Source organism: Meiothermus sp. (assembly GCF_025060375.1).
Taxonomy (GTDB): domain Bacteria; phylum Deinococcota; class Deinococci; order Deinococcales; family Thermaceae; genus Meiothermus.
This window is the reverse complement of sequence record NZ_JANXCG010000062.1, coordinates 14,833-40,341: the sequence shown is the minus strand read 5'-3', so window position 1 is coordinate 40,341 and position 25,509 is coordinate 14,833. Positions and strand designations below refer to the sequence as shown.

The window sequence follows — 25,509 nt, the reverse complement described above, 5'->3', positions numbered from 1 at the left end:
CAACTATAGGAATGCGAGGTAGCACACTTTTTCTGGCCCTAGGCCCCCGCGCGGCCCGGAGCCCGGCCTCGAGCCGGCGGAAGATGAAGGCGTAGCCTCCCAGGGCCAGCCCCACCGCCCAGGGCGGGCTGTGGGCCACTCCTCAGTACCCCACGGTTGGCCCAGGGCATGTGGGGTAAACTGGCCTCATGGCAGTTCAGGTAGGCGACCTTCTGCCCGATGTTGTCGTGTACACTCCCAGCGTAGAGCCCTGCCGGCTTCCCGAGCTCGCAGGGGATGGCCCTTTGGTCCTCCTGTTCTTCCCGGCGGCGCACACCCGGGTTTGCGAGAGGGAGCTTTGCGCCGTGCGGGATGGGCTTGCCACCTACAACGCCCTGGGGGCACGGGTCTACGGAATCAGCGTGGACACCCCCTGGACGCTGGGGGCCTATGCGGAAAAGCTAGGGCTGAGTTTTCCCCTGCTCTCCGACTACAACCGCGAGGCTACCCGGGCTTTTGGTCTGGAGATCAGCCTGAAGGGCCTGCCTGGTTTTTCCCAGCGGGCGGCCTATGTGGTGGGGCCTCAGGGGCGGGTGGTCTGGGCCTGGGTGGCTGAGGTTCCCTCCCAGGAGCCCCCTTACGAGGCGATAGAGGAGGCGGTCAGAGCAGCTCGAGCTGGGGCCAGCCCTTGAGCAGCTCCCCCTCGGTCAGCGCCTCGCCGGGGGCTTCGGGCGTCCAGGCTAGGTAGCTGGCTAGGGTGTTGGTAGGGCTCGAGGTGGTGAGGGCCAGCAGTGCGGCCTTGGCTCCTTCCCGGCGCAAGGGGGTGGGCACCGGCGGCAGCCCGCCCCGCACCGCCAGGAGCAGGGTGGCCAGGATGTACCGCCCGTCGGGCTCAGCTTGGGGTCGGTAGTCGTTGTGCACCTCCTTCCGCCCCTCAAAATGCTGGAAGGTCTCCACGAACTCCGCCCGGGTCTCGCTCATCCAGGCGTCGAAGCGGCCCTCGGCCTCTTCCAGTGGGCCTTGCCAGACCTCGTACTGGCCGAAGCGCCACCCCGGGGCTTCGCGCAGCAGGAGCACCGCGGCGTTGTCCACCAGGTCGGCCAGGCCCCGCACGCTCTCGGTATCGGCCTCTTCGGCCAGCCTGCGCAAGCGTTGCTGGAGGGTGGGGGAGTAGAGGATGGCAAGCCGCAGCCGGGCTACCGTGGCCTCCTCATCCCCGGTGCCTGCTCGTTTGAGGCCCCGCACCATGTAGAGGGTGAGCAGCACAATCCCTCCAATCAACAGGAGGGCCACCAGGTCAAACCCCCGGCTTGGGCCGGTGCCTGGAGCCACGTAGATGGGCGGTCTGGGGCTTGGGTAGGTTGGGGTCGGCAGGGGCCAGGAGGGGGTTGGGGCGGGGTTGACCCGCGGGACCGAGGGCAGGCTGCGGGGCGCGGAAAAGCCCCCTCGGCCCCCCACCCCGCCCCCGCTGCGCTGGCCCCAGGCCCAGCCCCACATGGATAGCCCCCAGGTCAGCCCTGCCAGAATCAGGAGGATCGTGAACAGCATTCGGGCCGCCCCTTGCATCCCCTCCAGCATACAGGCTGGACCCTCTGGGGGCTGACCTGGGCAGGCTGTTTGCTAAAGGTAGATTCACTAAACTTGACAAGACTAGGCTCATAGATGTACCTTGCAGATGAGGGCTGAGGGCCCTAAAGTAGTAATTCCGCTGTGCGCTCTTGAGGAATCCAGATGGAAAGGACCACCAACCACCCCATTCCCACTGCCCTCCCGGTCTGCCCGGTGCGCGGTTCGGTCATCTACCCCACCATGGTCATGCCCATTGACGCGGGCCGGCCGATATCAATTCGGGCCATTGAGGCTGCACTCTCCCAGGAGAGGGTCATCCTCATCGTGAGCCAGCGCGATAAGGAGGTAGAGGAGCCGGGCCCCCAGGACCTCTTTGAGGTGGGGACGGCCTGCAACATTCTGAGGATGCGCAAAAACGCCGATGGTTCGGTCCAGATGCTGGTGCAGGCCTTTGCCCGGGTTCGAGTCCTGCAGTACCGCAGGCAGGAAGGCTACCTCGAGGCTGAGGTGGAGCGGTTGCCTGAGGTCATGGGCAAGGAGACCGAGCTCAAGGCTCTCTTCCGCGAGGTGCGGGAGCGGTTTGAGAGCCTCCTCAAGGAGGGTAGGCTGGTTCCTCCAGAGGTGGCCCAGGTCATCCTCAACCTGGAAGACCCCGTGCAGCTGGCTGACTACATTGCCTTCCACCTCGAGCTAAAGCTAGAGGACAAGCAGCAGATCCTCGCTCAGCCCTCCGTGACCGAGCGGCTGAAGCGGGTGGCCGTCCTTTTGGACGCTGAGCTCGACCTCATAGAGACCCAGCGGCGCATCCAGCAGCAGGTGCGGGAAGAGATCGACAAGAACCAGCGTGAGTTCTACCTGCGCGAGCAGATGAAGGCCATTCAGCGCGAGCTGCACGGGGAAGAGGGCGAGATGGAGGTGGAGGAGTTCCGCCAGAAAATCGAGGCCCTCAACCTGCCTGAAAGCGTTCGAGGCGAGGTTGAACGCGAACTCTCGCGCTTTGCTCGCATGCATCCTGACTCGGCCGAGGCCAGTGTGGTGCGCACCTACCTGGACTGGATTGTCAACCTTCCCTGGAACACCCGCACGGAGGACAGGATCGACCTGATAGAGGCCAAGCGCATCCTGGACGAGGACCATTACGGCCTGGAGAAGGTCAAAGACCGGGTGTTGGAGTACCTGGCGGTGCGCAAGCTCAAGCTCGAGCGTCAGCAGAAGGGCGAGATTCCCCCTGAGGAGGCGGCTAAGGGCCCCATCCTGCTCTTCGTAGGCCCCCCCGGGGTGGGGAAGACCTCCATTGCCAAATCCATCGCTAAAAGCCTGGGCCGCAAGTACCACCGCATCTCCTTGGGAGGGGCTCGGGACGAGTCGGATATCCGGGGGCACCGGCGCACCTACATCGGGGCCATGCCGGGGCGCATCATTCAGGGAATGCGGCAGGCTGGTAGCAAGAACCCGGTCATCCTGCTGGACGAGGTGGATAAACTAGGGGTTTCCTACCAAGGCGATCCAGCGGCGGCCCTTCTGGAGCTTTTGGACCCGGCCCAGAACAAGGAGTTCACCGACCACTACCTTGGGGTGCCCTTTGACATGAGCGAGGTGCTCTTCATCTGCACTGCCAACTTTCCCGAGCACATTCCCACCCCCCTTTTTGACCGCATGGAGCTCATCGAGTTCACCAGCTACATCGAACAGGAGAAGCTGGAGATCGCCAAGCGCTACCTGCTGCCTCGCCAGCTCCATGAGAACGGCCTCAGGGAGAACCAGGTGCACATCACCGAGGCGGCCCTGATGCGGCTTATCACCCACTACACCCGTGAGGCTGGGGTGCGGAACCTGGAGCGGGAGATTGGGGCCCTTTTGCGCAAGTCGGCCCGGGTCATTCTGGAGGGCGGCAAGAAGCGGGTGCGCATCGGCGAGGACGACCTGGAGAGGTACCTGGGGCCTGCCCGCTACCAGCCTGAGTCGGAGGCCCGGGAGCCCCAGGTGGGCATGGCGACGGGGATGTTCTACACGCCGGTGGGAGGCGACATCCTCTTTGTGGAGGTGGCCCTGATGCCGGGCAAGGGCAACCTCATCCTCACCGGCCAGCTCGGTGAGGTGATGAAGGAGTCGGCCCGCGCGGCCCTCTCCTACGCCAAGAAAAACGCGCTGCGCTTTGGCATTGACCTGAAGCGTTTTGACCAGACCGACATCCACATCCACGTGCCGGCGGGTGCGGTGCCCAAGGAGGGGCCCTCGGCAGGGGTGGCCATCACCGCGGCCTTGGTCTCTGCGTTGGCCGAGGTTCCCGTGCGCAATGATGTGGCCATGACCGGTGAGATTACCCTGACCGGCCGGGTTCTGCCTATTGGAGGGGTTCGGGAAAAGGTTCTGGGGGCCAGGCGGGCTGGCATCCGCGAGGTCATCCTTCCGAAGCGCAACCAGCCCGACCTTTCCGATATACCCGCCTACCTGCGCCAGAGCCTCCAGTTCCACTTTGCTGAGCATCTGGACCAGGTGCTGGATTGGGCCTTGGTGGGAGGGCTTTCAGCCCTTACCGCTCGGGCTATTGCCCCCAAAAAGGCCCGCCGGTCTAAGGTACAGCCAGCAGCCCGGGCCTAGCCTTTCCCTCTGGTTTGCTGGGTATACTGAGGCGGAAGGCGTGGGTGCTAGGAGGGGGTATGGGTGGAGCTTTCTTGACCGAGGGGCGGCCTGCCCCTGGTGTGGAGGCGGTGGGGGGCGGGCAGGTCAAGCTGTTTAGCGGGAACGCCAACCGGCCCCTGGCTGAGGCCATCGCCAAGGCCCTGGGGGTCCGCCTGGGGGAGGCCGTGGTGGAGCGCTTCCCCGACGGCGAGGTGCGGGTGCGCTTGCAGGAGAGCATCCGGGGGGACGACGTCTACCTTATCCAGCCCACCGCTCCCCCTGTCAACGACAACCTGATGGAGCTTTTGGTTCTGGCCGATGCGGTGCGCCGCAGCAGCGCAGGCCGGATCAATGCGGTAATCCCCTACTTCGGCTACGCCCGGCAGGACAAGCAGACCCAGGGCCGCGAGCCCATCACCGCTCGGTTGGTGGCGGGGTTGCTCGAGCATGTGGGTATCCACCGGGTGATTACCGTGGACCTCCATGCCCCGCAGATTCAGGGCTTCTTCTACCATCCGGTGGATGAGCTCTCTGCGGTGCGGCTTTTTGCTGAGTACTTGGAGGGCCGCGGGCTGACCCAGGACGCGGTGGTGGTTTCCCCCGATTCAGGTCGGGCCGAGCAGGCCCGCAGGCTTTCTGAGCGCCTCAATCTGCCCCTGGCCATCCTGGCCAAGCGTCGCACCGGACCCCTAGAGACCCAGGTCAGCTACGTCATCGGGGATGTGGCAGGCAAGCGCCCCCTGATTATCGACGACATCATCTCCACGGGCGGCACCATACGCCGAGGGGTGGAGGCCCTGCTGGCGGCAGGGGCGGCGCCGGAGGTGGTTGTGATGGCCTCCCACGCGGTCCTGGTGGGAAACGCCCGCGAGAACCTGGCCCACCCGGCCATCCGGGAGGTGGTCTTTACCGATACCATCGCGCTGAGCCCCGACCTGGGCTACACCATCCTGCCCACCGCTCCCCTCCTGGCCCAGGCCATCCGGCGGGTGCACACCAACCAATCGGTGAGCGTTCTTATCTGAGGTTGCGCTGACGGGCGGCCTCGTAGAGCACGAGGGCTGCGGTGACCGAAACGTTCAGGCTGTCGGCCTGGCCCCACATGGGCACCCGTATGCGTGAGGCGGCTCGAGCCAGCCACGCGGGGCCCAGCCCTTCATGCTCGGGGCCCAGCGCCAGGGCTACTGCGCCCCTCAGCTCAGCTTCCCAGTAGGTTTTTTCTGCATGGGGGGTGGTCGCCACGAGGGGGATTTGGTGCCGCTCTAGCCAGCCCCAGGCTTCCTCTTCGTCTACGGAGAAGCAGGGCAGGCTGAAGACAGCTCCTGTAGAGTTGTGCACGACCTGCGGGTTGTACAGGTCAGTTCCCCCTACCACCAGCACTGCGCTGGCCCCAGCGGCCTCGGCGGAGCGGAGGATGGCCCCCAGGTTGCCGGGTTTTTCTATCCCCACCGCCAGGAGCACCAGCGCGTTTTTGGGAGGGGTATACCCGGCCAAGGTGGCCTTGGGAATTCGGGCCAGGGCTACCAGGCCCGCGGGGTTTTCCCTGTTGCTGAGCTTTTTGAGGACGGCTTCAGAGGCCAGGATCAGGGGAAGCCGGGGTTCCAGCGCTGCCGCCAACCGAGCTTCCTCCGGGCTTAGGCGCTCTCCCCGGTAGGCCTCTACAAAATCAAGGCCCGCCTGAAGGGCTCGCCCTATCTCCCTCGCCCCTTCGATCAGGAAAAGCCCCGTTTTCTCTCGAGCCCTTCGCTCCTTGAGCGCCGCGGCGGCCTTGATGCGGGGGTTGGCGGTGGAGGTAATCCGCATCCCTAGCCTTGGGCCTCCCGCACCTGCCGCTTAATGCGCATCAGCACCGCCTGGAGCCCGCGCAGGCGCAGGGGGGTGATCACCTCCTCCAGTCGGGCCAGGGTGTAGAAGTCCTCCGGGACGCTCAGCACGGCCTCGGGGCTTTCCCCTTCCAGCCCCTCGGCCAGCATCCCTGCGAAGGCCCGCACTGTAGGGGCCTCTTGGGGGGCGTCGAAGTAGAGGTGAACCCGCCGGTCCCTTATCTCAGCGTGCACGAAGAAGGGGGTGGTGCACTCGTGCACCTGCTCGAGCTTCCCCTTCATCCCTTCCGGCAGGGGGGGCATTTTCCTGGCGAATTCCAGAAGCATCTCGGTTTTGAGCGCCTTGGGCACGCTTCCTAAAGCCTTGACCACGTTTTGCAACCTGGGGGGCAGCTGGGCCAGCCGTTCCTCGGCCATACGCCCAGGATATAGGTTTTTCCCCTGGTTTTCGAGATGGGGACTTTTTTCCCTAGTCGGCTCTCCGCATCGAGGGTATAAAAGCCTTGCCACCGCCCAGGTAGGCACACCAAGGCGGCCGAAGGTTTTCCTCCCTGGCCTTCGGCCGTTTTTGCCCTAGGCCTTGCTCAGTCCAAAGCGAACGGTGCCCTCCTCGTCGGAAAGCTCGGTGACGAAGCCGGCGGGTTCGCCCTCCAGGAGGGAGAGGGCCAAGGTCTCCTCCTGAAGCCTAGAACCGTGCTGCCTAAGCGCCTCGGCGTACTTGCCCTGGGCCTGGTAGGTTAGGTGGATGCGGTCCGAAACCGCCAGCCCCATCTCCTTGCGGGCCTGCTGCACCAGCCGGATGAGATCGCGGGCTAGGCCTTCCAAGAAGAGCGCCTCGTCTATGCGCACCTCGAGGGCGGCCAGGTACCCCTCCTCCTCCTGGGCGGTGAAACCCTCTGGCGAAAGGGCTTCCAACAGCACCTCCGAGGGCTCCAGCACGACCCGTTCACCCTCGATTTCCAGGCTCAGGCTGCGGCCAGCCTTAACCGTCTGGGCCACCATGCGGCCGTCCAGCTCGGCCAGTGCAGCTCGGATCTGCGGCACCCGCTTGCCGTACTTCCTCCCCAGCAGCGGCAAGTTGGGCAGCACCCGGTAGGAGAGGACTTCCTCGCCTAGCTCCAGGACCTCTACCTGCTTCACGTTGAGTTCCTCGGCGATCTCGTCCGCGAAGTGGCTCAGCCCTTCCCGTTCGGTCTCGCTGGGAGCGGTGGTCAGGAGCCTGGGTAGGGGCATCCGGGTCTTGACACCGCTTATCGCTCGAGCCGACCGGGCCAGACCCACCACCCGCACCACCGCCCCCATCTGGGTCAGCAGGGTGGTGTCTTTGAGCTGGGGGTCTGCTTCAGGCCACTCAGCCAGGTGCACCGACTCAGGGGCCTCGGGCTCCACCGACCGCACCAGGTTCTGCCACAGCGCCTCGGCGATGAAGGGGGTAAAGGGCGCGGTGAGCTTTGCCAGGGTGACCAGGGCTTCCCACAGGGTGGCATAGGCCGCCTCGCGGTCAGCCGCGTCCTCGTTTTTCCAGAATCGCCGCCGGTTGCGCCGCACGTACCAGTTGGAAAGCTCGTCCACGAAGGCCTCCAGGGCCTTGCCTGCACCGCGGGCATCGTAGACCTCGAGCCTCTCGGTAACCTGCTCGATGAGCTGTTGCAGGCGGGCTACCAGCCAGCGGTCCATCTCCGGCCTCTTTTGGACCTCTGGACGGCTTTGTAGGTTCGGTCTGTCTAGATTGGCGTAGAGCACAAAGAAGCTGTAGACGTTCCACAAGGTGCCCAGAAAGCCCCGCTGGGCTTCCTGGACGAGCCGCTCGGAGAAGCGCTTTTGCTCCCCCGGCTCAGAGGCGGTGAAGAGGTACCAGCGCACCGCGTCGGCCCCGTACTTGTCGAACATCGGCAAGGGTTCCACCACGTTGCCCTTGCTCTTGGACATCTTGTGGCCCTTTTCGTCCACCAGGTGGCCCAGGCAGATTACGTTTTTGAAGCAGGGCTCCCCATAGAGCAGGGTGGAGATGGCGTGGAGGGAGTAGAACCAGCCGCGGGTCTGGTCGATGGCCTCGCAGATGTAGTCCGCAGGGAAGTGGCGCCGCCACAGGCGGTAGTTCTCCTCGGTTCCGGGTAGGGGCTGGCCCTTTTCGTCCAGCATCAGGTGCCACTGGGCGTAGGGCATGGCCCCGGAGTCGAACCATACGTCCAGAACCTCTGGTACCCGCCGGAAGGTCTTTCCATTCTTTACGAAGGTGATCTCGTCCACGTAGGGGCGGTGCAGGTCTATGCCGCTCAGGTCCCTCCCGGCCAGCTCCGAGAGCTCCTTCACACTGCCCACGCAGATGTACTCCGAGCCGTCCTCGGAGACCCAGAAGGGCAGCGGGGTGCCCCAGTAGCGCTCTCGGCTGATCGCCCAGTCCACGTTGTCCTTGAGCCAGTTGCCGAACCGGCCGTGCTTGATGTGGGGGGGAATCCAGTTGATCTTCTCGTTGTTCTCGTAGAGCTCCTGCCGGAAGTTGGAGGTCTTGATGTACCAGCTCGGCTTGGCAAAGTAGAGGATGGGGTCGCCGGTGCGGTCGTGAAAGGGGTAGCGGTGGCGGATCTGCCCGGCGTGGTAGAGCAGGCCCCGCTCCTTCAGGGAGCGAATCAGGCCTTTGTCAGCGTCCTTGAAGAACTTGCCCCGCTCCTCGGTAACCTGCATAATTCCGTACTCATCGGTCCCAAAGAGGAGAGGAACCTCGTACTTGCGGGCTATCTCCAGGTCTTCCGCCCCGTACACAGGCGCCTGGTGGGCCACGCCGGAACCGTCCTCGGCGGTCACAAACTCGGCCAAGGCGATGAAGTGCATCACCGGCTTCCCATCCTCCCGCCGCTCCCCTTGGGTCCTCACCACGCCCAGCTCCACGCACACCTCTGGAAAAGGGGGCAGGTACTCCCACCCTTCCATTTCCGCACCCCTAAGGTGGGCGAGCACCTCGAGCCCCTCCTTGCGCAGCGCCCCCACCCGCTCCACCGCCTGGCTGGCCAGCACCAAGTAGCCCACCGAGGGGGAGCGAACCAGGGCGTAGTCCATCTCCGGATGGACCGCGGCCAGGGTGTTGGAGGGCAGGGTCCAGGGGGTGGTGGTCCAGACCAGGATGGCGAGGCCCTCCAGCTCTTCCAGGCGTATTCCCTGGGCCTCCAGGCTATCCCGCACCGGCTTGGGGGTGGTCTCCAGCCTCAAGGGGAAGCGCACGTACACGCTGGGGTCGTCTACCTCCCGGTAGCCGTCGGCAATCTCGTTTTGCGAGAGGGTGGTGGAGATGCGGGGGGAAAGGGGCACCACCTTGTAGTCCCGGACGATCATGCCCCGGTCCCACATCCGTTTCAGCAGGTTCCAGACCGACTCGATGTACTCGTTGGTGTAGGTGATGTAGGCGTTTTCCAGGTCAAGCCACATCCCCATCCGCTCGGTGAAGCGGTTCCAGTCCTCGATGTTGGCGAAGACCCATTCCCGGCACTGCTGGTTGAATTCGGCGATTTGTTCCGGGCTCAGGGACTTACGCCCCAGCACCCCCAGCTTCTTCTCCACCGCAATTTCTACCGGAAGCCCGTGGGTGTCCCATCCTCCCTTGCGGGTGACGTGGTAGCCGCGCATGGTTTTGTAGCGGGGGAAGATGTCCTTGAAGGCTCGAGCCAGCACGTGGTGCATGGCGGGTTGGCCGTTGGCGGTGGGGGGGCCTTCGTAGAAGACGAACTCCCCTTTGGGGGCCTCCTTCCCGTCCGATTTTGCAAAGATGCGGTGTTCCTTCCAGAAGCGAAGAACCTCCTCTTCAAGCCTGGGAAAGTTGGGCTCGCCTACTGCTTGAAACGGTTTTTTCTCCTCCACCATACCTGCTCCTTAAACAAAAACCGCGCCCTGCCGGGTGCGGACGAGAGAACTCCCGCGGTACCACCGCACTTCCCGGGGCTGTCCCGGGCCCTCTTCTGCGCTGTTTCGGGCGCTCCCGCCGGGTTCTACTCGGGGCTTCCCTTTCTTCCCGGGTTAAGCAGGGGGATTTTCAGCGCCCAGGTTGCCGCCCGGCTCGCACCCTCCCGGGCTCGCTGCTTGGGCCTTGGGGGCTTACTCGTCCCTGCCCTTTACACGGGTTGCCGCCTGTGCTATATTCCACTGCTGGCAACCGGCTAGCCTGCATGGTAGCAAGCCGCTAATCCCCACGTCAACAACCTTGCTTCCCATCCGAGGTCGGCGCTATACTCGACCTATTCATCCGCACAAGTGCGCCCATGCGGGAAGGCTGGTAAGGAGTGGACTCAATGGACCTATACCTGGACACAGCGGAACTGAGCGAGATAAGGGAGATTGCGGCCTGGGGTGTGCTCTCCGGGGTAACCACCAACCCCTCCCTCATTGCCAAGACGGGCCGTCCCCTGGAGCCCACCATCAAGGAGATATGCCAGGTGGTGCAGGGGCCGGTTTCGGCGGAAGTGGTCGCCACCAGCGCTCCGGAGATGATTGCTGAAGGGCGGAGGTTGGCTGGAATAGACCCGCACGTGGTGGTTAAGCTACCCACCACCGTAGACGGTCTGAAAGCCTGCAAAGCCCTCTCCTCGGAGGGCGTTCGGGTCAACATGACCCTCGTCTTTTCCCCAAACCAGGCCCTTTTGTGCGCAAAGGCTGGGGCCTGGTGCGTCTCCCCGTTTTTGGGTCGGATCGACGACATCTCCTGGGACGGGATGGGGCTCATTCGGGAGATTGCCGAGATATACCGAGTGCAGGGGATCAGCACCCGAATCCTGGCCGCTTCTATTCGGCACCCTCGCCACGTGACCGAGGCGGCCCGGATGGGCGCGCAGATCGCCACCATGCCCGCCCGGGTTTTCCAGCAGCTTATCAAGCACCCCCTGACCGAGGCAGGCCTCGAGGCCTTCCTTAGGGACTGGGCCAGAGCGAGTGCAAGCTTCTAGGAGTCTCCCATGCCCAAGACCACCCCTGCTGAGAACGCCGAAGCCCAGGTTACGGTAACCCGCACTGGGAAGAAGATTCGCCGCAAACCGCAGAGCAACGTTCCCCTAAGCTACCAGGAACTGGCCAACCGCATTCTGCCTGAGCTGCACCTGCTCGCGGCGGAGGCCGGGATTCCCAACTACAAGAAGCTCTCCAAAGATGAGCTGGTCATGCTTTTGCTCTCGCGGGAAGCCAGCGAGGAGGGATTGGTCATCGCCAAGGGGTACCTGGAGATAAGCCCCGATGGCTACGGTTTCCTACAGGAGAACCTCTACGACCTCGAGTCCCGCACGGTCATCGTTTCGGCAGGGCTCATCAAGCAGTACCAGCTCCGCAGCGGGGACTATGTGGTGGGTCGGGCCCGTCCAGCCCGTGAGCACGAGCGCTACGGAACCCTGATGAAGGTGGAGGCGGTCAACAACCTTGACCCCGAGGCTGCTGCTAAGCGCCCCAGGTTTGACGACCTCATCCCCCAGTTCCCCGACAAGCAGATCATCCTAGAGACCACGCCGGAGGAGGCCTCTACCCGTGTAATTGACCTCTTGGCCCCCATTGGCCGGGGGCAGCGGGGTCTGATCGTGGCCCCGCCAAAGGCCGGCAAGACCACCCTACTCAAGAAAATTGCCCGGGCGGTGCTGAAGAACGAGCCCGACATCAAGGTTATCGTTCTCCTGATTGATGAGCGCCCGGAGGAGGTGACCGATTTTCGCGAGTCGGTGGAGGGGGCCGAGGTGATCGCCTCCACCTTTGACGAACCCCCTCAGAACCACATTCGGGTGGCGGAATTCGTCCACGAGCGCAGCCGCCGCATTGTGGAGGAGGGAGGGCATGTGCTCATCCTTTTGGACTCCATCACCCGTTTGGCCCGGGCCAACAACCTGGTAACCCCACCCACCGGCCGCACCCTTTCGGGCGGTCTGGACTCCGCCGCATTGCACTTCCCCAAGCGGTTCTTGGGGGCAGCCCGCAACATCCGCGGGGGTGGCTCGTTGACCATTCTGGCTACGGCCCTCGTGGAGACCGGTAGCCGCATGGACGACGTGATTTTTGAGGAGTTCAAGGGCACCGGCAACATGGAGCTGCACCTGTCCCGCCGCCTGGAGGAGCGCCGCATCTTCCCAGCCATAGACATTTTGAAATCGGGCACCCGTCGGGAGGAGCTCCTCTTGGGGGAGGAGGTGTTGCAGAAAATGTGGCTTCTTCGCAAGGTGCTCGCCGACATGGACCCTGCCGAGGCGATGGAAATGCTGCTGGCGAGGCTTTACCGGACCAAGTCCAACAAGGAGTTCCTTGCGTCCTTGGGGGGTAAGTAGGTATACTCCCTGCGGAAGTCGCCGGAAACCCTGGGGCTACCCCTGAGTTTCCGAATTGGGGTCTTGCGGCCCCACCCCGCAAGGAGGTTGGCTTTGTCCATCGGCGAAGTCTTGGGTGGTGTGCTGGCTACGGGGGTTCTCGGCCTGCTCCAGCCCAATCTACCCGGAACCAAGATCACCGTAGACGCTCCGGCCCGCAAGGGATGGGTGCTCTACACTGTGCAGCCCGGTGATACTTTGGCTGCGATTGCCCATCGCTACCGCGTGGACCTTCGGGCCATCATGTACAGCAGCGGCCTTCAGAGCGACCATTTGCGGCCTGGTCAGCTTTTGCGCATCCCGCTGGTGGATGACGCTTCCAGCCAGGTCCGGCTGCCCCCAGGGGTGCGGCCCTACGTCGTGCGGTCTGGGGACACCACCGAGTCCATTGCCCGACGTTTTGGGCTGACCCTGCTGGGTCTGGTTTCGGCCAATCCAGACCTAAAGAGCCTGGACCGGCTCGAGGTGGGTTCCACCCTTTACATCCCCACCGGTGAGCCTGGCCTGTTGGTGCGGCTCAGACCAGGGGAGACCATTCACGATCTGGCCCAGCGTTATCGGGTGCCCCTGCTGGTGGTGGCCAGAGCCAACGGGCTGACCTCTCCTACGGAGGTGGGACCAGGCGATCTGGTGCTGTTGCCAGGGGTTCAGGCCAGGGCTACCTACGAGCGGCTGTTGCAAATCCAGGAGGCTGAGCGGAAGGCGCGCGAGGAAGAGCGCCGCCGGCTTGCGGAGGAGCGCCGCCGGCAGGAGGAGGCCCGGCGTAGGCAGATGGCCGAGCGTCAGGCCCGGCTCCAGACGCGTTCCCCAGCACAGGGTCAGCCTCAGCTCCGTCGGGCCAACGCGGTGGTGGCCGCTGCGGGGTACCGGTGGCCTATGACCAGCTTTACCGTAACCACCTACTTTGGCCGCCGGGGGGCTTTCCAGCGCTTCCACACCGGTATAGACCTGGCTGCCCCGGTGGGCACACCCATCTACGCAGCCCGTGCGGGGCAGGTGGGGGTGGCCGGCTGGAGCCGGTTTGGCTATGGGCTTCATGTGGTGCTGGACCATGGCGGGGGTCAGGAAACCCTCTACGGCCACATGTCCCGGATTGCGGTGCGCCCTGGGCAGTGGGTGGAGCGTGGTCAGATCATCGGTTATGTCGGTTCTACTGGCTGGAGCACCGGTCCTCACCTTCACTTTGAGGTGAGGGTGGGGGGTGTTCCCCGCAACCCCCTGGCTTTCCTGCCTTAGCCCCTGCCCCCCATCGGGTGGCGGGGGTTAGCTGGTTGTGGGGTGCAGGTATTAGATAAAATTTTCCCAACCGAGAAAAATCGTGAATAAAATCACTTTAGTCCCCATGCCAGCGCCAGTGCCTCGGCCAGCCCACACTCCTCCACCCGCTTCACTACCCGCCGAGCGGTCCGCCTGACCTTTTCAGGGGCATTGCCCATGGCGATGCCAAGACCGGCGGCCTCTATGAGCTCGAGGTCGTTCTCCCCATCGCCCACCATGGCTGCTTGGGCCAAGGAGAGGCCCAAGCGCCTTGCCACCCACTCGGCCGCGCTGCGCTTGGAGACCCCTGCTGCGGTCACGGAGCTGAACCCTACCCCCGGCATTCCCGGGCTGGTGGCCTCGTGTAGCTCTATCCCTGGGATCTCCAGGATGCCCTGCCGCACCGCTTCCCAGGCAGGGGAGGGACGCCACACATACTGAACCCGGATGACCTCACCGGGGACCCTGTCGAGAGGGAGCTCCTCTGCCGCAAACCCTAGCATGGCTTCGTGCTGGTGCAGGTCGGGGTGGGAGGACTCGCGATAGAAACCCCCCTGAGCGGTGTAGACCTCGAAGGGGATGCGGTGCCTTCGGCTCAGCTCGAGGAGCCTGGCGTAGGCCTTCTCTGGCAGGCCTGAGGCCCTGACCGTCTCCCCCTGGCCCGAGACCACCACTGCCCCCGACTCAAAGACGTGGAAGCCCTGGGGGTCCAGCCGCTTGGCGTACTCCAGGGCGAAACCCCGGCCTGGGCGGCCGGTGCACAGGCTCAGGTGAAGACCAGCCTGGCGAGCCTGTTGGGCCGCTTCCCAGGCGCACTCGGGGACGCCCGAGGGGCCGAGAAGGGTGCCGTCCACGTCGATCAGCACCAGCTGAATCCGGCTCATAGCCCTCCTGTGCCAGGGGAGGCCCCCAGCTCGAGCCATCCGCTCTTCGCAACCACGGCCCTTCCCCCGATGTAGATGGCCAGAATGTTTCCTGCCGGTCCATAGCTGACCCGAACCTCCACTTCGCCCGGCCCGCCTACCCGGTGCCCCTGCACCACGTTAAGCCGCACCTCCCCCTCCCAGCGGGGCACCACCCCTGCCCGGGCCAGCATGGCCCCAAGGGCGGCGTTGGGGGAGCCAGTGACCGGGTCCTCGGGGATGCCCAGGGCCGGGGCAAAGGTGCGGGCGTAGAAGCGCCTGGGTCCGATGGGGGCGTATACGTGGACTGCGGCTACCCCCAGCTCGGCCGAGAGACGACTTAGAGGCTCCATTTCCGGCTCCAGCGCGTCCACCAGGCCAGGCGCCACCACTGGGACGAAGAGCGTCCACAGCCCCGTGAAGGTAATGCCGTGGGGGAGCCCGCGGTGCAGGTAACGCTCGTTGGCCCCCAGTACCTCGGTGATTTCCTGAAGCGCTCGCCAGGTTGGCGGGTCGCGGAAGCGGGGGGTTGGGCTTTGCACCAAGGCCAGCCGGTCCTCGAGCCGGGCCGTGAGGGGGCCGCCTATGGTTCGGAGGAGGGTTTGCGGGGTCTTGATCCGCCCCTCCTGGGCTAGGCTGTGGGTCAGGGCTACCGCGGCGTGCCCGCTGAACTCCACCTCCCCGCCCGCGGTGAAGAAGCGCACCTCGAAGCTGGTGTGGTCCCAGTCGGTGACGAAGGCGGCCTGGGCCTCCCCAAGCTGGGCGGATACCCGCTGCATTTCCTCTGTAGCGAGCCCCCGCGCATCCAGCACCAAGGCCACCCGGTTGCCGCCGCCCACCACCTCAGTAAAGGCATCCACCAGCTTGTAGGCTACCCGGGGGCTACCCACGGGACACCTCCTGCCTCATCCCTCACCCCTCAGCTGCAACCCCAGGGCCTCGAGCTGGGCCCTTTCCACTGGAGCAGGGGCGCCGGTGAGGGGCTCTTTGCCCTCTTTGTTCTTGGGAAAGGCGATGACCTCGCGGATGGACTCCTCACCTGCGAGGCTGGCCACGAAGCGGTCCAGCCCCCAGGCAATACCCCCGTGGGGTGGGGCGCCGTAGGAGAGGGCCTCGAGCAGGAACCCGAACTTCTCCTGGGCTTCCTTTGGGCCGATGCCCAGGAGGGCAAAGACGCGCTCCTGCAGGTCCCGGCGGTGGATGCGGATGGAGCCTCCGCCGATTTCGCTGCCGTTGAGCACGAGGTCGTAGGCGTAGGCCCTCACCCTGCCAGGCTGGCTTTCCAGCAGGTGTAGGTCGTCCAGGTTGGGGCTGGTAAAGGGGTGGTGCATGTAGGTCCACCGCCCAGCCTCCTCATCCCACTCCAGAAGGGGGAAGTCCACCACCCACAGGAACTTGAAGCCGGGTTCAATCAGCCCAAGCCGCCTGCCCAGCTCGAGCCGCACCACCCCCAGGCTCTCCACCGCCTTTCGCCAGGGGCCGGCCACAAACAGGAGGGTCTGCCCCTCCGAGACGGCCACCGCCTCCAGGAGCGCAGGGGGGATGAACTTGGCGATTCCGCCGGTAAGCACTCCGTTTTCCAGGCGGGCCCAGGCCAGCCCGGCCGCCCCTTTGGCCTTGGCTATGGCCTCGAGCTCCTCAATCTCCCTGCGGCTGAGCGCTTTGGGGACCACCAGGGCCTTGACCACCTCGGCCTCCGCAAAGGCCCGGAAGTCCCCGCCCTTGAACACCTTGGTTACGTCCTGGAGCTCCAGGCAGAAGCGCAGGTCAGGCTTGTCTGAGCCGAAGCGGTTCATGGCCTCAGCGTAGGAAAGGCGTGGAAAGGGCAGGCTCAGCTCCACCCCCAGCGCCTCCCGCAGGACGTAGGCAGCCAGCCGCTCGTTGAGTTCGATGACGTCCTCCTGGTCCACGAAGGACATCTCCATGTCGAGCTGGGTGAAGTCGGGCTGCCGGTCGGCCCGCAGGTCTTCGTCGCGAAAGCAGCGGGCAATCTGGAAGTAGCGGTCGTAGCCTGCCACCATCAGCATCTGCTTGAAGAGCTGGGGCGACTGGGGCAGGGCGTAGAAGTGGCCCGGCTCGAGCCTCGAGGGCACCAGAAAATCCCGGGCTCCCTCGGGGGTAGAGCGGGTCAGGTAGGGGGTCTCCACGCTGATGAAGCCCTCCGCGTCCAGGAAGCGGTAGATGGCGGCGATGACCCTGTGGCGCAGCCGCAGGTTGTCGTGCAGACGCTTGCGCCGCAGGTCCACCACCCGGTTTTTGAGCCGCACCTCCTCGGCGACGTTCTGGTCCTCCTCCCCGCGCCAGCCAGCGTCGATGGGGAAGGGGGGGGTTCGGGCCTCGGCCAGCACCTCGAGGCCCTGGGCTACCACCTCCACTGCACCGGTTGCGATTCTCGGGTTGACCTGCTCAGCTGGGCGGTTCCGCACCACCCCCTCCACCCGGATGACCCACTCCGACCGGACCCGGCTGGCCTCGGCAAAGCAGGGCGCCTCGGGGCTCACAACGACCTGGACAAGCCCCTCGCGGTCGCGCAGGTCTATGAAGATGAGCCCACCCAGGTCGCGTCTTCGGTTGACCCAACCCTCCAGGGTTACCCTTTGGCCAGCGTGTTCTTCTCGCAATTCCCCGCAGTAAAGCGTCCGGCGCATGGGCTTTAGCATACCCCTTTGTGAAGGCTTCTCAAGAGGGGAAAAACCAGAGGTTGGGAGGTCTTGTCCTGCTGTGCGGTGTTGGTGGGCCAATTTCCCTTCCTCAGCCAACCCCGCTGGGTGGCTTTGTGAGGCCTTGACCTTGCGCTTGAGCCCTCCCCTCAGTAAAACTGAGGCGGCGGTGTCTGGATGTGGCGTGTGTTCATCCTCCTTCTGCTCGCCCTCGGCCCCACCTCGGCCCAGTACGAAAACCTCCTGCGGGTGGGGGCCCAGGAGGGCCGGGTTGTCCGCCCGGGGGGCGCGGAGGTCTATGGTCAGGCCCGCTTGATCGCGGACGCCCTGGGTCTTGGGTATTTGGAGACGCCGCAACAGCTCTACCTGAGCCTGGGAAGCCGGGTGGCGGCCTTTGAGATCACCGCCCAGGAAGCTGAAGCTGCTCGTTCATCCGTGGCCTACCGCCACCAAGGAGAGCTATGGGTCCCGGTGCGGGAGCTGGCCCGTCGGCTGGACCTCTACTACCGCACCGACTTCGGTGCCTCAGTCCTTGCCCTGCACCCAGCCCGACTGCTCGGCCTGGAGCGGGTTGCCGCGGGGGGGGTAGAGCGTTATACCCTGCGCTTTGACCGGGAGGTGCAGGCCCGGCTCCTTCCGGGGAACCCTCCGCGCGTGGCCCTGATTGGGGTTCAGCAACTTCCGGATACCCCTCCTGACCCCTCCGTTGGCCTCAGTCAGGCAGAGTGGGGCACCGAGGTCCGCCTTCCCCAAGGGGAGGGGCCGCTGCGCCTCTTCTACCTTCCGCGCCAGGTTGTCGTGGAGAGGGGGGAGGTTCGCCGGGCTGTCCGGGTGGTGCTGGACCCAGGCCACGGGGGGAGTGATGTGGGGGTAAGGGTGGGCGAGCTGCGGGAAAAGGATCTGACCCTGAGCCTTGGCCTGCGGCTGAGGGGGCTGCTGCAGGCCCGTGGCTTAGAGGTTATCCTGACCCGGGAAGCGGACCGCAGCGTTCCCTTGCTGGCGCGCGCCCAGTATGCCTCCACTGCCCAGGTCTTCGTAAGCCTGCATGCTGCTGCAGGGCGGCGGACCACGGTCTATACCCATCCCGAGATCCAGACCCTGCGCCTCATAGAAAGGGGCCGCGAGCTCCTTCGCGCCCCTGGCGCTCAGCGAGAGCTGCTGGAGCGCTACGTGGCCCCTTCGGGCTCCTCGGCGCGCCTGGCCCAGGCCATGCTGGAGGGGTTTGCGGCCCAGGGGGTGGTAGCCCAGGTAAGCCAGGACGCAATGTACGTGCTGTCGCTGGCAGGGGGTGCGGCGGTTTTGGTGGAGGTCGGTTTTGAGGGGCTCCGCACCCCTCAAGGGCGGGACCAGACAGCGGCCGCGATTGCCCAGGCGATCGCCTCTTACCTGGGCCTCGGAGGTAGCCGATGAAGGGGTGGCTTAGCCTGACCAACCTGGTGGGGCTCTTGGTTTTGCTGCTGGGGGTTCTGGCCCTGTGGGCCACCCAGGAGTCCTCGGAGTTTAAGCCCCTCAACCTGCCCTCTGGACCCCAGGTTCAGGACCACAGCACCCGCACCCTCCGGCTCTACTTCGCTAAGGACGCTCAGGATGGCCTGGTGGTAGAGGAGCGCACCATTCAGGTAGCCGAGGGGGAGTACCTCCTTGGTCGGGCCCTGGAGGAGCTGGTCAAGGGGCCCCAGCTTCCCGGTGCGGCCCCTCTGGTTCCTGCCGGAACCCCTGCTCCTACGGTCTTCTTGCGCGATGGCACTGCCATTGTGGATCTGCCCTCTGCCTACGGGGGCCTAGGCTTCGGTGCTGCGGGTGAGACCCTGCTCATCTACGGCATTGCCAATACCCTGCTGGAGTTCAAGGAGGTGCAGCAGGTCAGGTTTCTGCTGGCAGGACAGGAAGTGGAAAGCCTGGGGCACCTCTCCCTTCTCGACCCCTTCAAGCGCCCCTAGGAGACCCTAATGCGCATTGAGCGGCTCATTGTGCAAGGCTTCAAGTCGTTTGGTGAGCGGACCAGCCTGGAGTTTGGCCCTGGCGTCTACGGCATTGTAGGGCCCAATGGCTCGGGGAAGAGCAACCTGGTAGAGGCCCTGCGCTGGGCGGTGGGGGCCCGGGCCCGGGAGCTTCGGGGCGAGGAGGCGCTCTCCCTGCTCTTTCACGGCTCGGAGGGGCGGGCGCCTTTGGGCTTTGCCGAGGTGACCCTGGAGCTGGGCGGCAACGGCCGTCGGGTGGTGCTGAGCCGCCGTCTGGAGAGGGACGGCAGCGGCGAGGTTCGGCTAGGGGGTGTTCGCAGCAGCCTTCGCCAGGTGGAGCAGGCCCTGATGGGTACGGGCCTCTCCCGCAACGGCTACGCCATCGTGGGCCAGGGGGAGGTGGGCCAGGTCCTGCAGGCGGGGCCGGCGGTCCTGCTGGGCTACCTGGAGGAGGCTGCTGGGCTGCGAGCGGTGGCCCAGGCCAGCCGGGTGGCCCAGGAACGTTTAGAGCTCGCTGGCCTCGAGCTAGACCAGCGGGCCAGGGAGCTGGCCGAGCGCAGGGCTGTTCTGGGTGAAAAGGCGGCCCAGCTCGAGGCCTCCCGCAAGGCTAAAGCCCTGGCCGCCCGCGCTCTGGCGCTCAAGCGCGGCCTCCTCCTGGCCCGGATGCGCGAGGCTGAGCAGGAGGCGACGGCCTCCCGTGAGCGGGCCCGGGCTCTGGAGGCCGAGCGTGAGGAGGTGGAACTGCGTTTGAAGGCCCTGGAGGCTCTCAGGAAAGAGGCTTCAGAGGCCCTGGAGAAGGCCCAGGTTGCCTATACCGAGGCCCTGCGCCGGACCGAAGCCCTGGCCGGCGAGCTGCGTTTGGTGGAGCAGGAGCAGGCCTCGCTGGAGCAGCTTTTAGGACGGCTCCAGCGGGAGAGGGAGGAGCAGCTTGGGCGGCTCGAGCGGCTTCGGTCGGTAGGGGCCCCCTCCCAACCCCAGGAACCCGAGCCTACTCTGGCCGATCTGCAGGGTGCCGAGCTGCGTCTAAGGGAACTCCAGCAGGCCTTGCGGGCTGAGGAAGAGCGGCTTCGGGCTCAGCGGCGGGCCTACGAGGACTACCTTCAAGCCCAGGCCAGCCATCAGGCCCGGCGGCAGGTCTATGAGGAGGCCCGTGCCCAGCGGGAGGTTCTGGAGGCTGAGGAGGTTCGTTTGCGCTCCGAGCTGGAGGTTTTGAGGGATCAGATTTCCCGCCTCCAAGCCCGTGAGCGGGAGCTGCGCGTCCGCCTGGAGGAGGGCCGCCGGGAGCATGGGCGGCTTTTGGGTGAGGCCCAGGCCGCCCTTTCTGAGGCCCGTCGCCTGGAGGCCCTGCTGCGCTCAGGGGCCGACCTGGCCGAGGGGCCTAAGCGGGCCCGAGCCTCGGGAATTCCCGGGATTATTGGGGTGGTGGCCGACCTGCTGCAGGTACCCCCAGGTCTCGAGCTGGCCCTCGAGGTGGCCTTGGGTGGGCGGATGCAGTGGGTGTTGGCTGAGGATGAAAAGGCTGCCCAGGCGGCCATTGAGTACCTCAAGCGCCACGGGGGTCGGGCCACCTTCCTCCCCCGAAGTCTGCTCAAGCCTCCTCGGGAGCGGAACCCCGACCTCAGCTCCTTTGCCGGGGTAGTGGGCGAGGCCCGCCGGCTGGTGGCGCTGCCGGCCTGCCCGGAGGCTTTGCCGGTCCTTTTGGGGGAAACCCTGGTGATGGAGAACCTTTCCTCTGCCTTGGCCTTGGCCCGCCGCTACCCTCAGCACCCCCGCCTGGTGACCCTGGAGGGGGAGCTCCTGGAGAGCAGTGGGGCCCTCACCGGGGGGCGGGTACAGCGCGGGGGTCAGGTGCTGGCCCTTCGGCGGCGCCACCGGGAGGCTCTTCTGGAGGCCCACCGCCTGGAGGAGGAGGCCAGGACTGCGGGGGGGCACCTCGAGGCCCTTCAGGCTGAGCTGGAGGGTCTTGGTCTGTCCGCCCTGCGCCAGAGAGAGGCTGGGCTAACCTCTGAGCTGAGGGTGCTGCGTTCCAACCTGGCCCGGCTGGCCCAGGCCCCGCTCCCCGAGGCCCCTACCCCGGTGGAACCCCCCGACCCGGGCCGCCTGGAGGGGCTTCGGCAGGAGCAGGAGGCGCTGATCGCTCGGCTTGCGGCGCTCCGCGAGCTCTACCAGCGCTGGCAGCGCTATCGGGAGGAGCAGGAGCGCTACCGCCTGGCCCAGCAGGAAGCCGCGCAGGTGGGGGAGCGCATTGCGGCCTTGCGCTTGGAGGAGGAGGGGTTGCTCCAGCGGCGGATGCGCCTGCTTGAGCGTAAGGAGGCGCTGGAGCGAGCCCGCGAGGGGCTCCAGCTTGGCCCCTTGGAGGAGGGCCTGCGCCTGGCCCGCCAGCAGAGCCGCGCCCTGGAAGAGGAGGAGCGCCGGCTTCTGGCCCGTGTGAACCAGCTTCTGGCTGAGCTCGAGGCCCTCCATCTGGCTCAGGCTCGTCGCGAGGCCACCGCTGAGGCCCTGCAGCAGGAGCTGGCTGGCCTGCCCCCGGGGCTGGCTGAGGTAGGGCCACCGCGCGCGCTGGCCCGGGCTTTGGCTGAGGCCGAGGCTGCCCTGGAGGCCTTGGGCCCTGTCAATCACCTGGCCGAGCAGGAACATGCCCTGCTGGAGAAGGAGGTGGGTGAGCTTGAGGCGGCCCTGCGGGAAGCGGAGGCAACCGCAAGGCGGCTCGAGGAGGAGCTTCGACGGGTTGAGGCAGACCACCGCGAGCGGTTGGAGCGGGTCTACGCCCGCTTCAAGGAGCGGTTTGCCCAGTACGCAAAAGCCTTGCTGGACGCCGAGGCCGGCCTGGAAAGGGGGCCTCAGGGCCTAGAGCTGGTGCTCAGACCAGCGGGTAAGCGCACCGTGAGCCTGGGCCTTCTGTCCATGGGTGAGCGTACCATGGGGGCTTTGGCCTTTCTTTTCGCCCTTGCGGAGGTCGGGGAGGGTAGCGGTCTTCCTATTGCTGTGCTGGACGAGGTGGACGCGCCCCTGGACGAGGCGAATATCCAGCGCTTTTGCAGCTTTCTCCAGCGCTTCAAGCTGCAGACCCAGTTCATTTTGGTGACTCACCAGAAGCGCACCATGGAGGCTTGCGATGCCCTCTATGGGGTGACTGCTGATCGGGGGGTGAGTCGGGTTTACAGCGTTAAGCGGGCTGAGGCGTTGGTTTAGCATATTTTTTTCACGAGGTGCTATAATCGTGAAAAATATCACTAATACCGCAGTCACCTCTTCCCGTAGGGGAAGGCGATGGCCAGCGCTCGAGCCCCAATAAGGGCCAGAATACCCGCACTCCAGACCAAGACATCCAGGCCGCGGATGTCGCCGGAGAAAAGCCCTAGCATCATCTCCCTCAGCACAAAGACCACCGCCACCTCCACTAAAATCTCAGCCCGGATGCGCTCGTACTCAAAGTAGTCTACGAAGGCTCGGACGAGCTCGAGCACCACCACCAGGGAGAGGATATTGGTCACCAGATCCTTCAGCCCAAGGCGCACGGTGGGCTGGCTGAAGGCTAGGCCCAGGTCGAGCAGGGTTCGGGTAACGCTCACCAAGAGCCCAACCAGGAGGGCCACCAGGGCCAGATTGAAAATCAGCCGGGTGACGATCCGGAAAAACGCCAGCAGGTTTTTCTGGTTGATCATTGCTTAGAGTCTATCAGACCTCTTCCTCCAACCTGTCCACCAGCGAGAACAGCCCTTCCATGTCCATCTTGGCGTAAATCGCACTGGTGTTTACGTTGGCGTGGCCCAGAAGCCTGGCGGTAATGTGAAGGTCGCGGCTTTTCCTGTATATGCGCGTGCCCGCGGTGTGCCTGAGGAGGTGGGCCCCATGGTAGCGGGAAGGGAAGCCCAGGGCACGGTAGTGCTGGTTGAGCCGCTCCCGCAGGGTTTTCTCGGTCATGCCCTTTCCGTGACCCTTGCGCCCTCCTAGGTTGATGAGCAGGCGTGCCTCACCGGGGCGGGCGTGAGCCCGGCGTAGCAGGAGCCAGCGCCCAAGCTCTTCAGCCAGCGAGCGGGATATGGGGACACTGCGGCGTTTGCCGCCTTTTCCGGTTACCTCGAGGAGCCGTTCGTCTAGGTGTACCTCTGTCAGCCTCAAGTTAACGACTTCACTTATACGCAGCCCAGCCTCGCCCATAAGCCGCACCGCCAGGCGGTCTCGGTGGGCTTGGGGTTCGTCGTAGGTCAGGTACAGCAAGAGCTTTTGGTAAAGCTCCGGCGGCAGAGCCGGGCGGCGTTCGTGGGCTGGGGTGGGGTCCTGCGGGGCCCGTACCTGAGGTATCTCGGCGGCCTTGGCCCAGGCTAGGGCACGGTAAAACGACCGCACGGCAGCCAGGTAGGTAGCGATGCTGCCGGGCTTGAGGGGGCTGGGCTTTGGGTTCAAATGGCCGCCTTGGGTTTCGAGGTCGTGTATCCAGCGGTCGAGATCGTCGCCGGTGGCCTTGAGGATCTCTACCTTAGGCCCAGGGGCCTCAGGGGGCCAGGCCCAGGCCAGGTAGTCCCGGATCGCTACCTGGTACAGGGCTAGAGTCTCAGGGCTCAGCCGGGCCCGCTTGCGGCCTTTGAGCACCAAGTAGGCCCGGTGCAGCTCGAGCAGTTTTTCCTCGTTGCGCTCCTGCGCTGCCCGAATGGCCTCAAGGCGTCGCTTGCTGGGGTTGTCCCAGGCGCTTAGGGGAACCAGGGTGCCCATGCTCAACACTATACAAAAAGTGCGTTTATACAGCTAAATGAACTTTTTAGCCGGAGCTTCCCCCAGCCGCACAGTTCAGCCGGGGTCGAGCAACTACCCAGAGAAGACCGGCGGTGGGGTTACCAAAGGGGCTTGTTCAGGCTGATACGCAACAGCCCCTGCTGGACCGTTACTATCTCGGTAGGGCTTGGGATGGCCAAGCCACGCGGGTTTTCCAGGGCTACCTCGAGCAACAGCCTTTTGGGTAAGGGCCGTACCTGGGGGCGCAGCTCGAGGCCTGCCTCAGGACGGTCCCATTCGGTAAAGGCCAGGTCATCGGCTTCGTTGAGGTCCACGCTGTAGATGCGGCTTTTGGTGCCGTCGTGCTCGTGTACCAGGAGCAGCCTGGGCTTAGGCCAGGCCAGGCCCACCACCTGGCTTCCAGGGCTGTCCAACAGGTAGGCGTGCTCAGCAAAAAGCCCGTCGGGGTTCAGACCCAGAAGCACTAACCGCAGCACCGAGGAGCGGGCGGCCTGCTCGCAGTTCGGCAAGCACAGCGGACGGCCGTTGATGAGGGCCAGGTAGTTGCGGCTCTCGTCCAGGGCCACCCCACCCAGCGCCCCTTTGGCCACACCGGCTGCGAAGACCGGGGGCAGGGCCTCCTTAGCCTGGCTCTGGCCGATGGGGCCATACAGGCGGGTTCTTTGGGTCTTGGGGTCTAGGTACAAAAGTCTCTGGCCGCCCTCGAGCCAAACCCAGCCCTCGCTGGCCGCCATCACCCCCCCATCAACTGGGAAGAAGGCTTCCAGACTGGGAACCTCATCCAGGCGCAGCAGGGCAATGGCCTGCCGGCCCTGGTGCTGGAGGGTAGCCCAGACCTGTCCGCCCCGCTGGGCCTGTCCGAGGTGGAGCAGGCTTTGCTCGAGGGAGGCCCCAGCCCACTCCTCCGGCAGCGCCACACTGCTGATGTGGGCCAGCAGGGTACCCTTGGGGTCTTCCGCGCGCTGCAAGGCGCCCACTTTGGCTATGAGCTCTTTGGGCTGGGTTTCCTCTGGCCCCGTGGGCGCACCTCTGGGGGCCAGAGCAGGGCTGGCTGGGGCCGCAAGGCCGGAGGTGAGCTGGCCGATGCGCCAAAGGGCCCGGGCCATCTGGTAGCGGTTTACCGGCTCCCCGCCGCGGAAGCGGCCGTCCGAGCCCAGCGGCAACACCTCCAGCGCGACCACCCGGAGCACCGCGGCTTCTGCCCAGTGACCTCCGGGCAGATCATCGGGACGCCACATCCTGGCTGGCGGCGCAATCCCCAGGGCCTGGGTGAATTTATCTAGCACGAGGGCCAGTTGGTAGCGGGTCAACACCGACTCGCCCCGGTAGGTCCCGTCGGGAAACCCCTGGACCAGGCCCTCCCCCACCATCCGGCGGATGCCCGGCAGGGCCCAGTGGTTGGGCTTGACATCTTTGAAGCGGACCTCGGCCTCGCGCACCGGCAGGGGGCTGTCGGCGAGCACCCGGGCCAGGGTAGTGGCAAGCTGGTAGCGGTCAAGAGCTACCTCACCGCGGAACTGGCCGCCTGGATAGCCCTGCAACCACCCTCGAGCCGTCACCTCCACAACGGCCTGGGCTGCCCAGTGGTCCTTGGGAACGTCGGACGGAAGTGCTTGTGCTGTGGTCGCCACGAATAGGAGGCTGTGGATAAGAATTCTCATACTTTCCGTTCGAAGAAT

19 protein-coding genes are annotated in these 25,509 nt (G+C 65.3%); 9 read left to right on the top strand and 10 right to left on the bottom strand.

What is annotated here, in order from left to right:
* Window positions 1-188: 188 nt before the first annotated feature.
* Window positions 189-671, top strand: a complete 483-nt coding sequence (locus NZ849_RS07915; protein WP_295405898.1) for a redoxin domain-containing protein — start codon at window positions 189-191, stop codon at window positions 669-671.
* On the opposite strand, the gene NZ849_RS07910 is transcribed toward NZ849_RS07915, so the two are convergent.
* A complete protein-coding gene (locus NZ849_RS07910; RefSeq protein WP_295405895.1) occupies window positions 640-1,557 on the bottom strand; it encodes a DUF1517 domain-containing protein in 918 nt (305 codons plus the stop codon). The two genes, NZ849_RS07915 and NZ849_RS07910, sit on opposite strands and share 32 nt — an antisense overlap.
* A 153-nt stretch (window positions 1,558-1,710) precedes the next feature.
* Here NZ849_RS07910 and lon point away from each other — a divergent pair, with 153 nt between their 5' ends.
* Together lon and NZ849_RS07900 are read left to right on the top strand one after the other, a co-directional pair.
* The gene (gene lon, locus NZ849_RS07905; protein ID WP_295405892.1) at window positions 1,711-4,149 is read left to right on the top strand and encodes an endopeptidase La; all 2,439 of its coding nucleotides are present in this window, start codon (window positions 1,711-1,713) and stop codon (window positions 4,147-4,149) included.
* Window positions 4,150-4,208: 59 nt separating this feature from the next.
* Window positions 4,209-5,195 carry a ribose-phosphate pyrophosphokinase gene (locus NZ849_RS07900; RefSeq protein ID WP_295405889.1) on the top strand — a complete coding sequence of 329 codons (987 nt, stop codon included), beginning with the start codon at window positions 4,209-4,211 and terminating at the stop codon, window positions 5,193-5,195.
* On the opposite strand, the gene NZ849_RS07895 is transcribed toward NZ849_RS07900, so the two are convergent.
* The 3 genes from NZ849_RS07895 to ileS form a co-directional block, all read right to left on the bottom strand.
* Window positions 5,188-5,973, bottom strand: coding sequence for an RNA methyltransferase (locus NZ849_RS07895; RefSeq protein ID WP_295405887.1), 786 nt, complete (start codon window positions 5,971-5,973; stop codon window positions 5,188-5,190). The two genes, NZ849_RS07900 and NZ849_RS07895, sit on opposite strands and share 8 nt — an antisense overlap.
* Window positions 5,974-5,975: 2 nt before the next feature.
* The gene (locus tag NZ849_RS07890; protein ID WP_295405885.1) at window positions 5,976-6,410 is read right to left on the bottom strand and encodes a SufE family protein; all 435 of its coding nucleotides are present in this window, start codon (window positions 6,408-6,410) and stop codon (window positions 5,976-5,978) included.
* A gap of 156 nt (window positions 6,411-6,566) precedes the next feature.
* Window positions 6,567-9,848, bottom strand: a complete 3,282-nt coding sequence (gene ileS / locus NZ849_RS07885) for an isoleucine--tRNA ligase (RefSeq protein WP_295405883.1) — start codon at window positions 9,846-9,848, stop codon at window positions 6,567-6,569.
* Between the two features lie 425 nt (window positions 9,849-10,273).
* Here ileS and fsa point away from each other — a divergent pair, with 425 nt between their 5' ends.
* The 3 genes from fsa to NZ849_RS07870 all read left to right on the top strand — a co-directional run bounded on the left by fsa (window position 10,274) and on the right by NZ849_RS07870 (window position 13,552).
* Window positions 10,274-10,924 (top strand): fructose-6-phosphate aldolase, encoded by a 651-nt coding sequence (fsa, locus tag NZ849_RS07880; protein WP_295405881.1) that lies wholly within the window; start codon window positions 10,274-10,276, stop codon window positions 10,922-10,924.
* A 75-nt stretch (window positions 10,925-10,999) separates the two neighbouring features.
* Window positions 11,000-12,277: a transcription termination factor Rho gene (rho, locus tag NZ849_RS07875; protein ID WP_295405994.1), complete on the top strand. Its 1,278-nt coding sequence runs from the start codon at window positions 11,000-11,002 to the stop codon at window positions 12,275-12,277.
* A gap of 93 nt (window positions 12,278-12,370) precedes the next feature.
* Complete coding sequence (locus NZ849_RS07870; protein WP_295405879.1) at window positions 12,371-13,552, top strand: peptidoglycan DD-metalloendopeptidase family protein; 1,182 nt, start codon at window positions 12,371-12,373, stop codon at window positions 13,550-13,552.
* A gap of 92 nt (window positions 13,553-13,644) precedes the next feature.
* Here NZ849_RS07870 and NZ849_RS07865 read toward each other — a convergent pair whose 3' ends face one another.
* From NZ849_RS07865 to aspS, 3 genes are read right to left on the bottom strand one after another with little or no spacing between them, the layout of a single operon-like run.
* Window positions 13,645-14,457 carry an HAD family hydrolase gene (locus NZ849_RS07865; protein WP_295405878.1) on the bottom strand — a complete coding sequence of 271 codons (813 nt, stop codon included), beginning with the start codon at window positions 14,455-14,457 and terminating at the stop codon, window positions 13,645-13,647.
* A complete protein-coding gene (locus tag NZ849_RS07860) occupies window positions 14,454-15,365 on the bottom strand; it encodes a PhzF family phenazine biosynthesis protein (protein ID WP_295405876.1) in 912 nt (303 codons plus the stop codon). Before NZ849_RS07860 ends, NZ849_RS07865 begins: the two co-directional genes overlap by 4 nt.
* 15 nt (window positions 15,366-15,380) lie before the next feature.
* The gene (aspS, locus tag NZ849_RS07855) at window positions 15,381-17,123 is read right to left on the bottom strand and encodes an aspartate--tRNA ligase (RefSeq protein WP_295405874.1); all 1,743 of its coding nucleotides are present in this window, start codon (window positions 17,121-17,123) and stop codon (window positions 15,381-15,383) included.
* Between the two features lie 189 nt (window positions 17,124-17,312).
* Here aspS and NZ849_RS07850 point away from each other — a divergent pair, with 189 nt between their 5' ends.
* Genes NZ849_RS07850 through NZ849_RS07840 form a run of 3 tightly spaced genes read left to right on the top strand, consistent with a single transcriptional unit; the run spans window position 17,313 to window position 22,288 of the window.
* Entirely contained in the window at window positions 17,313-18,545 is a 1,233-nt protein-coding gene (locus NZ849_RS07850; RefSeq protein ID WP_295405872.1) for an N-acetylmuramoyl-L-alanine amidase, read from the top strand.
* A complete protein-coding gene (locus NZ849_RS07845; RefSeq protein WP_295405870.1) occupies window positions 18,542-19,075 on the top strand; it encodes a GerMN domain-containing protein in 534 nt (177 codons plus the stop codon). Before NZ849_RS07850 ends, NZ849_RS07845 begins: the two co-directional genes overlap by 4 nt.
* Window positions 19,076-19,084: 9 nt before the next feature.
* The gene (locus NZ849_RS07840) at window positions 19,085-22,288 is read left to right on the top strand and encodes an AAA family ATPase (RefSeq protein WP_295405868.1); all 3,204 of its coding nucleotides are present in this window, start codon (window positions 19,085-19,087) and stop codon (window positions 22,286-22,288) included.
* Window positions 22,289-22,341: 53 nt separating this feature from the next.
* Here NZ849_RS07840 and NZ849_RS07835 read toward each other — a convergent pair whose 3' ends face one another.
* From NZ849_RS07835 to NZ849_RS07825, 3 genes are all read right to left on the bottom strand, one after another.
* Window positions 22,342-22,761 (bottom strand): phosphate-starvation-inducible PsiE family protein, encoded by a 420-nt coding sequence (locus NZ849_RS07835; RefSeq protein ID WP_295405866.1) that lies wholly within the window; start codon window positions 22,759-22,761, stop codon window positions 22,342-22,344.
* Window positions 22,762-22,774: 13 nt separating this feature from the next.
* Window positions 22,775-23,809, bottom strand: coding sequence for a tyrosine-type recombinase/integrase (locus NZ849_RS07830; RefSeq protein WP_295405864.1), 1,035 nt, complete (start codon window positions 23,807-23,809; stop codon window positions 22,775-22,777).
* 119 nt (window positions 23,810-23,928) lie between these two features.
* A complete protein-coding gene (locus tag NZ849_RS07825) occupies window positions 23,929-25,491 on the bottom strand; it encodes an S-layer homology domain-containing protein (RefSeq protein WP_295405861.1) in 1,563 nt (520 codons plus the stop codon).
* Window positions 25,492-25,509 lie beyond the last annotated feature (18 nt).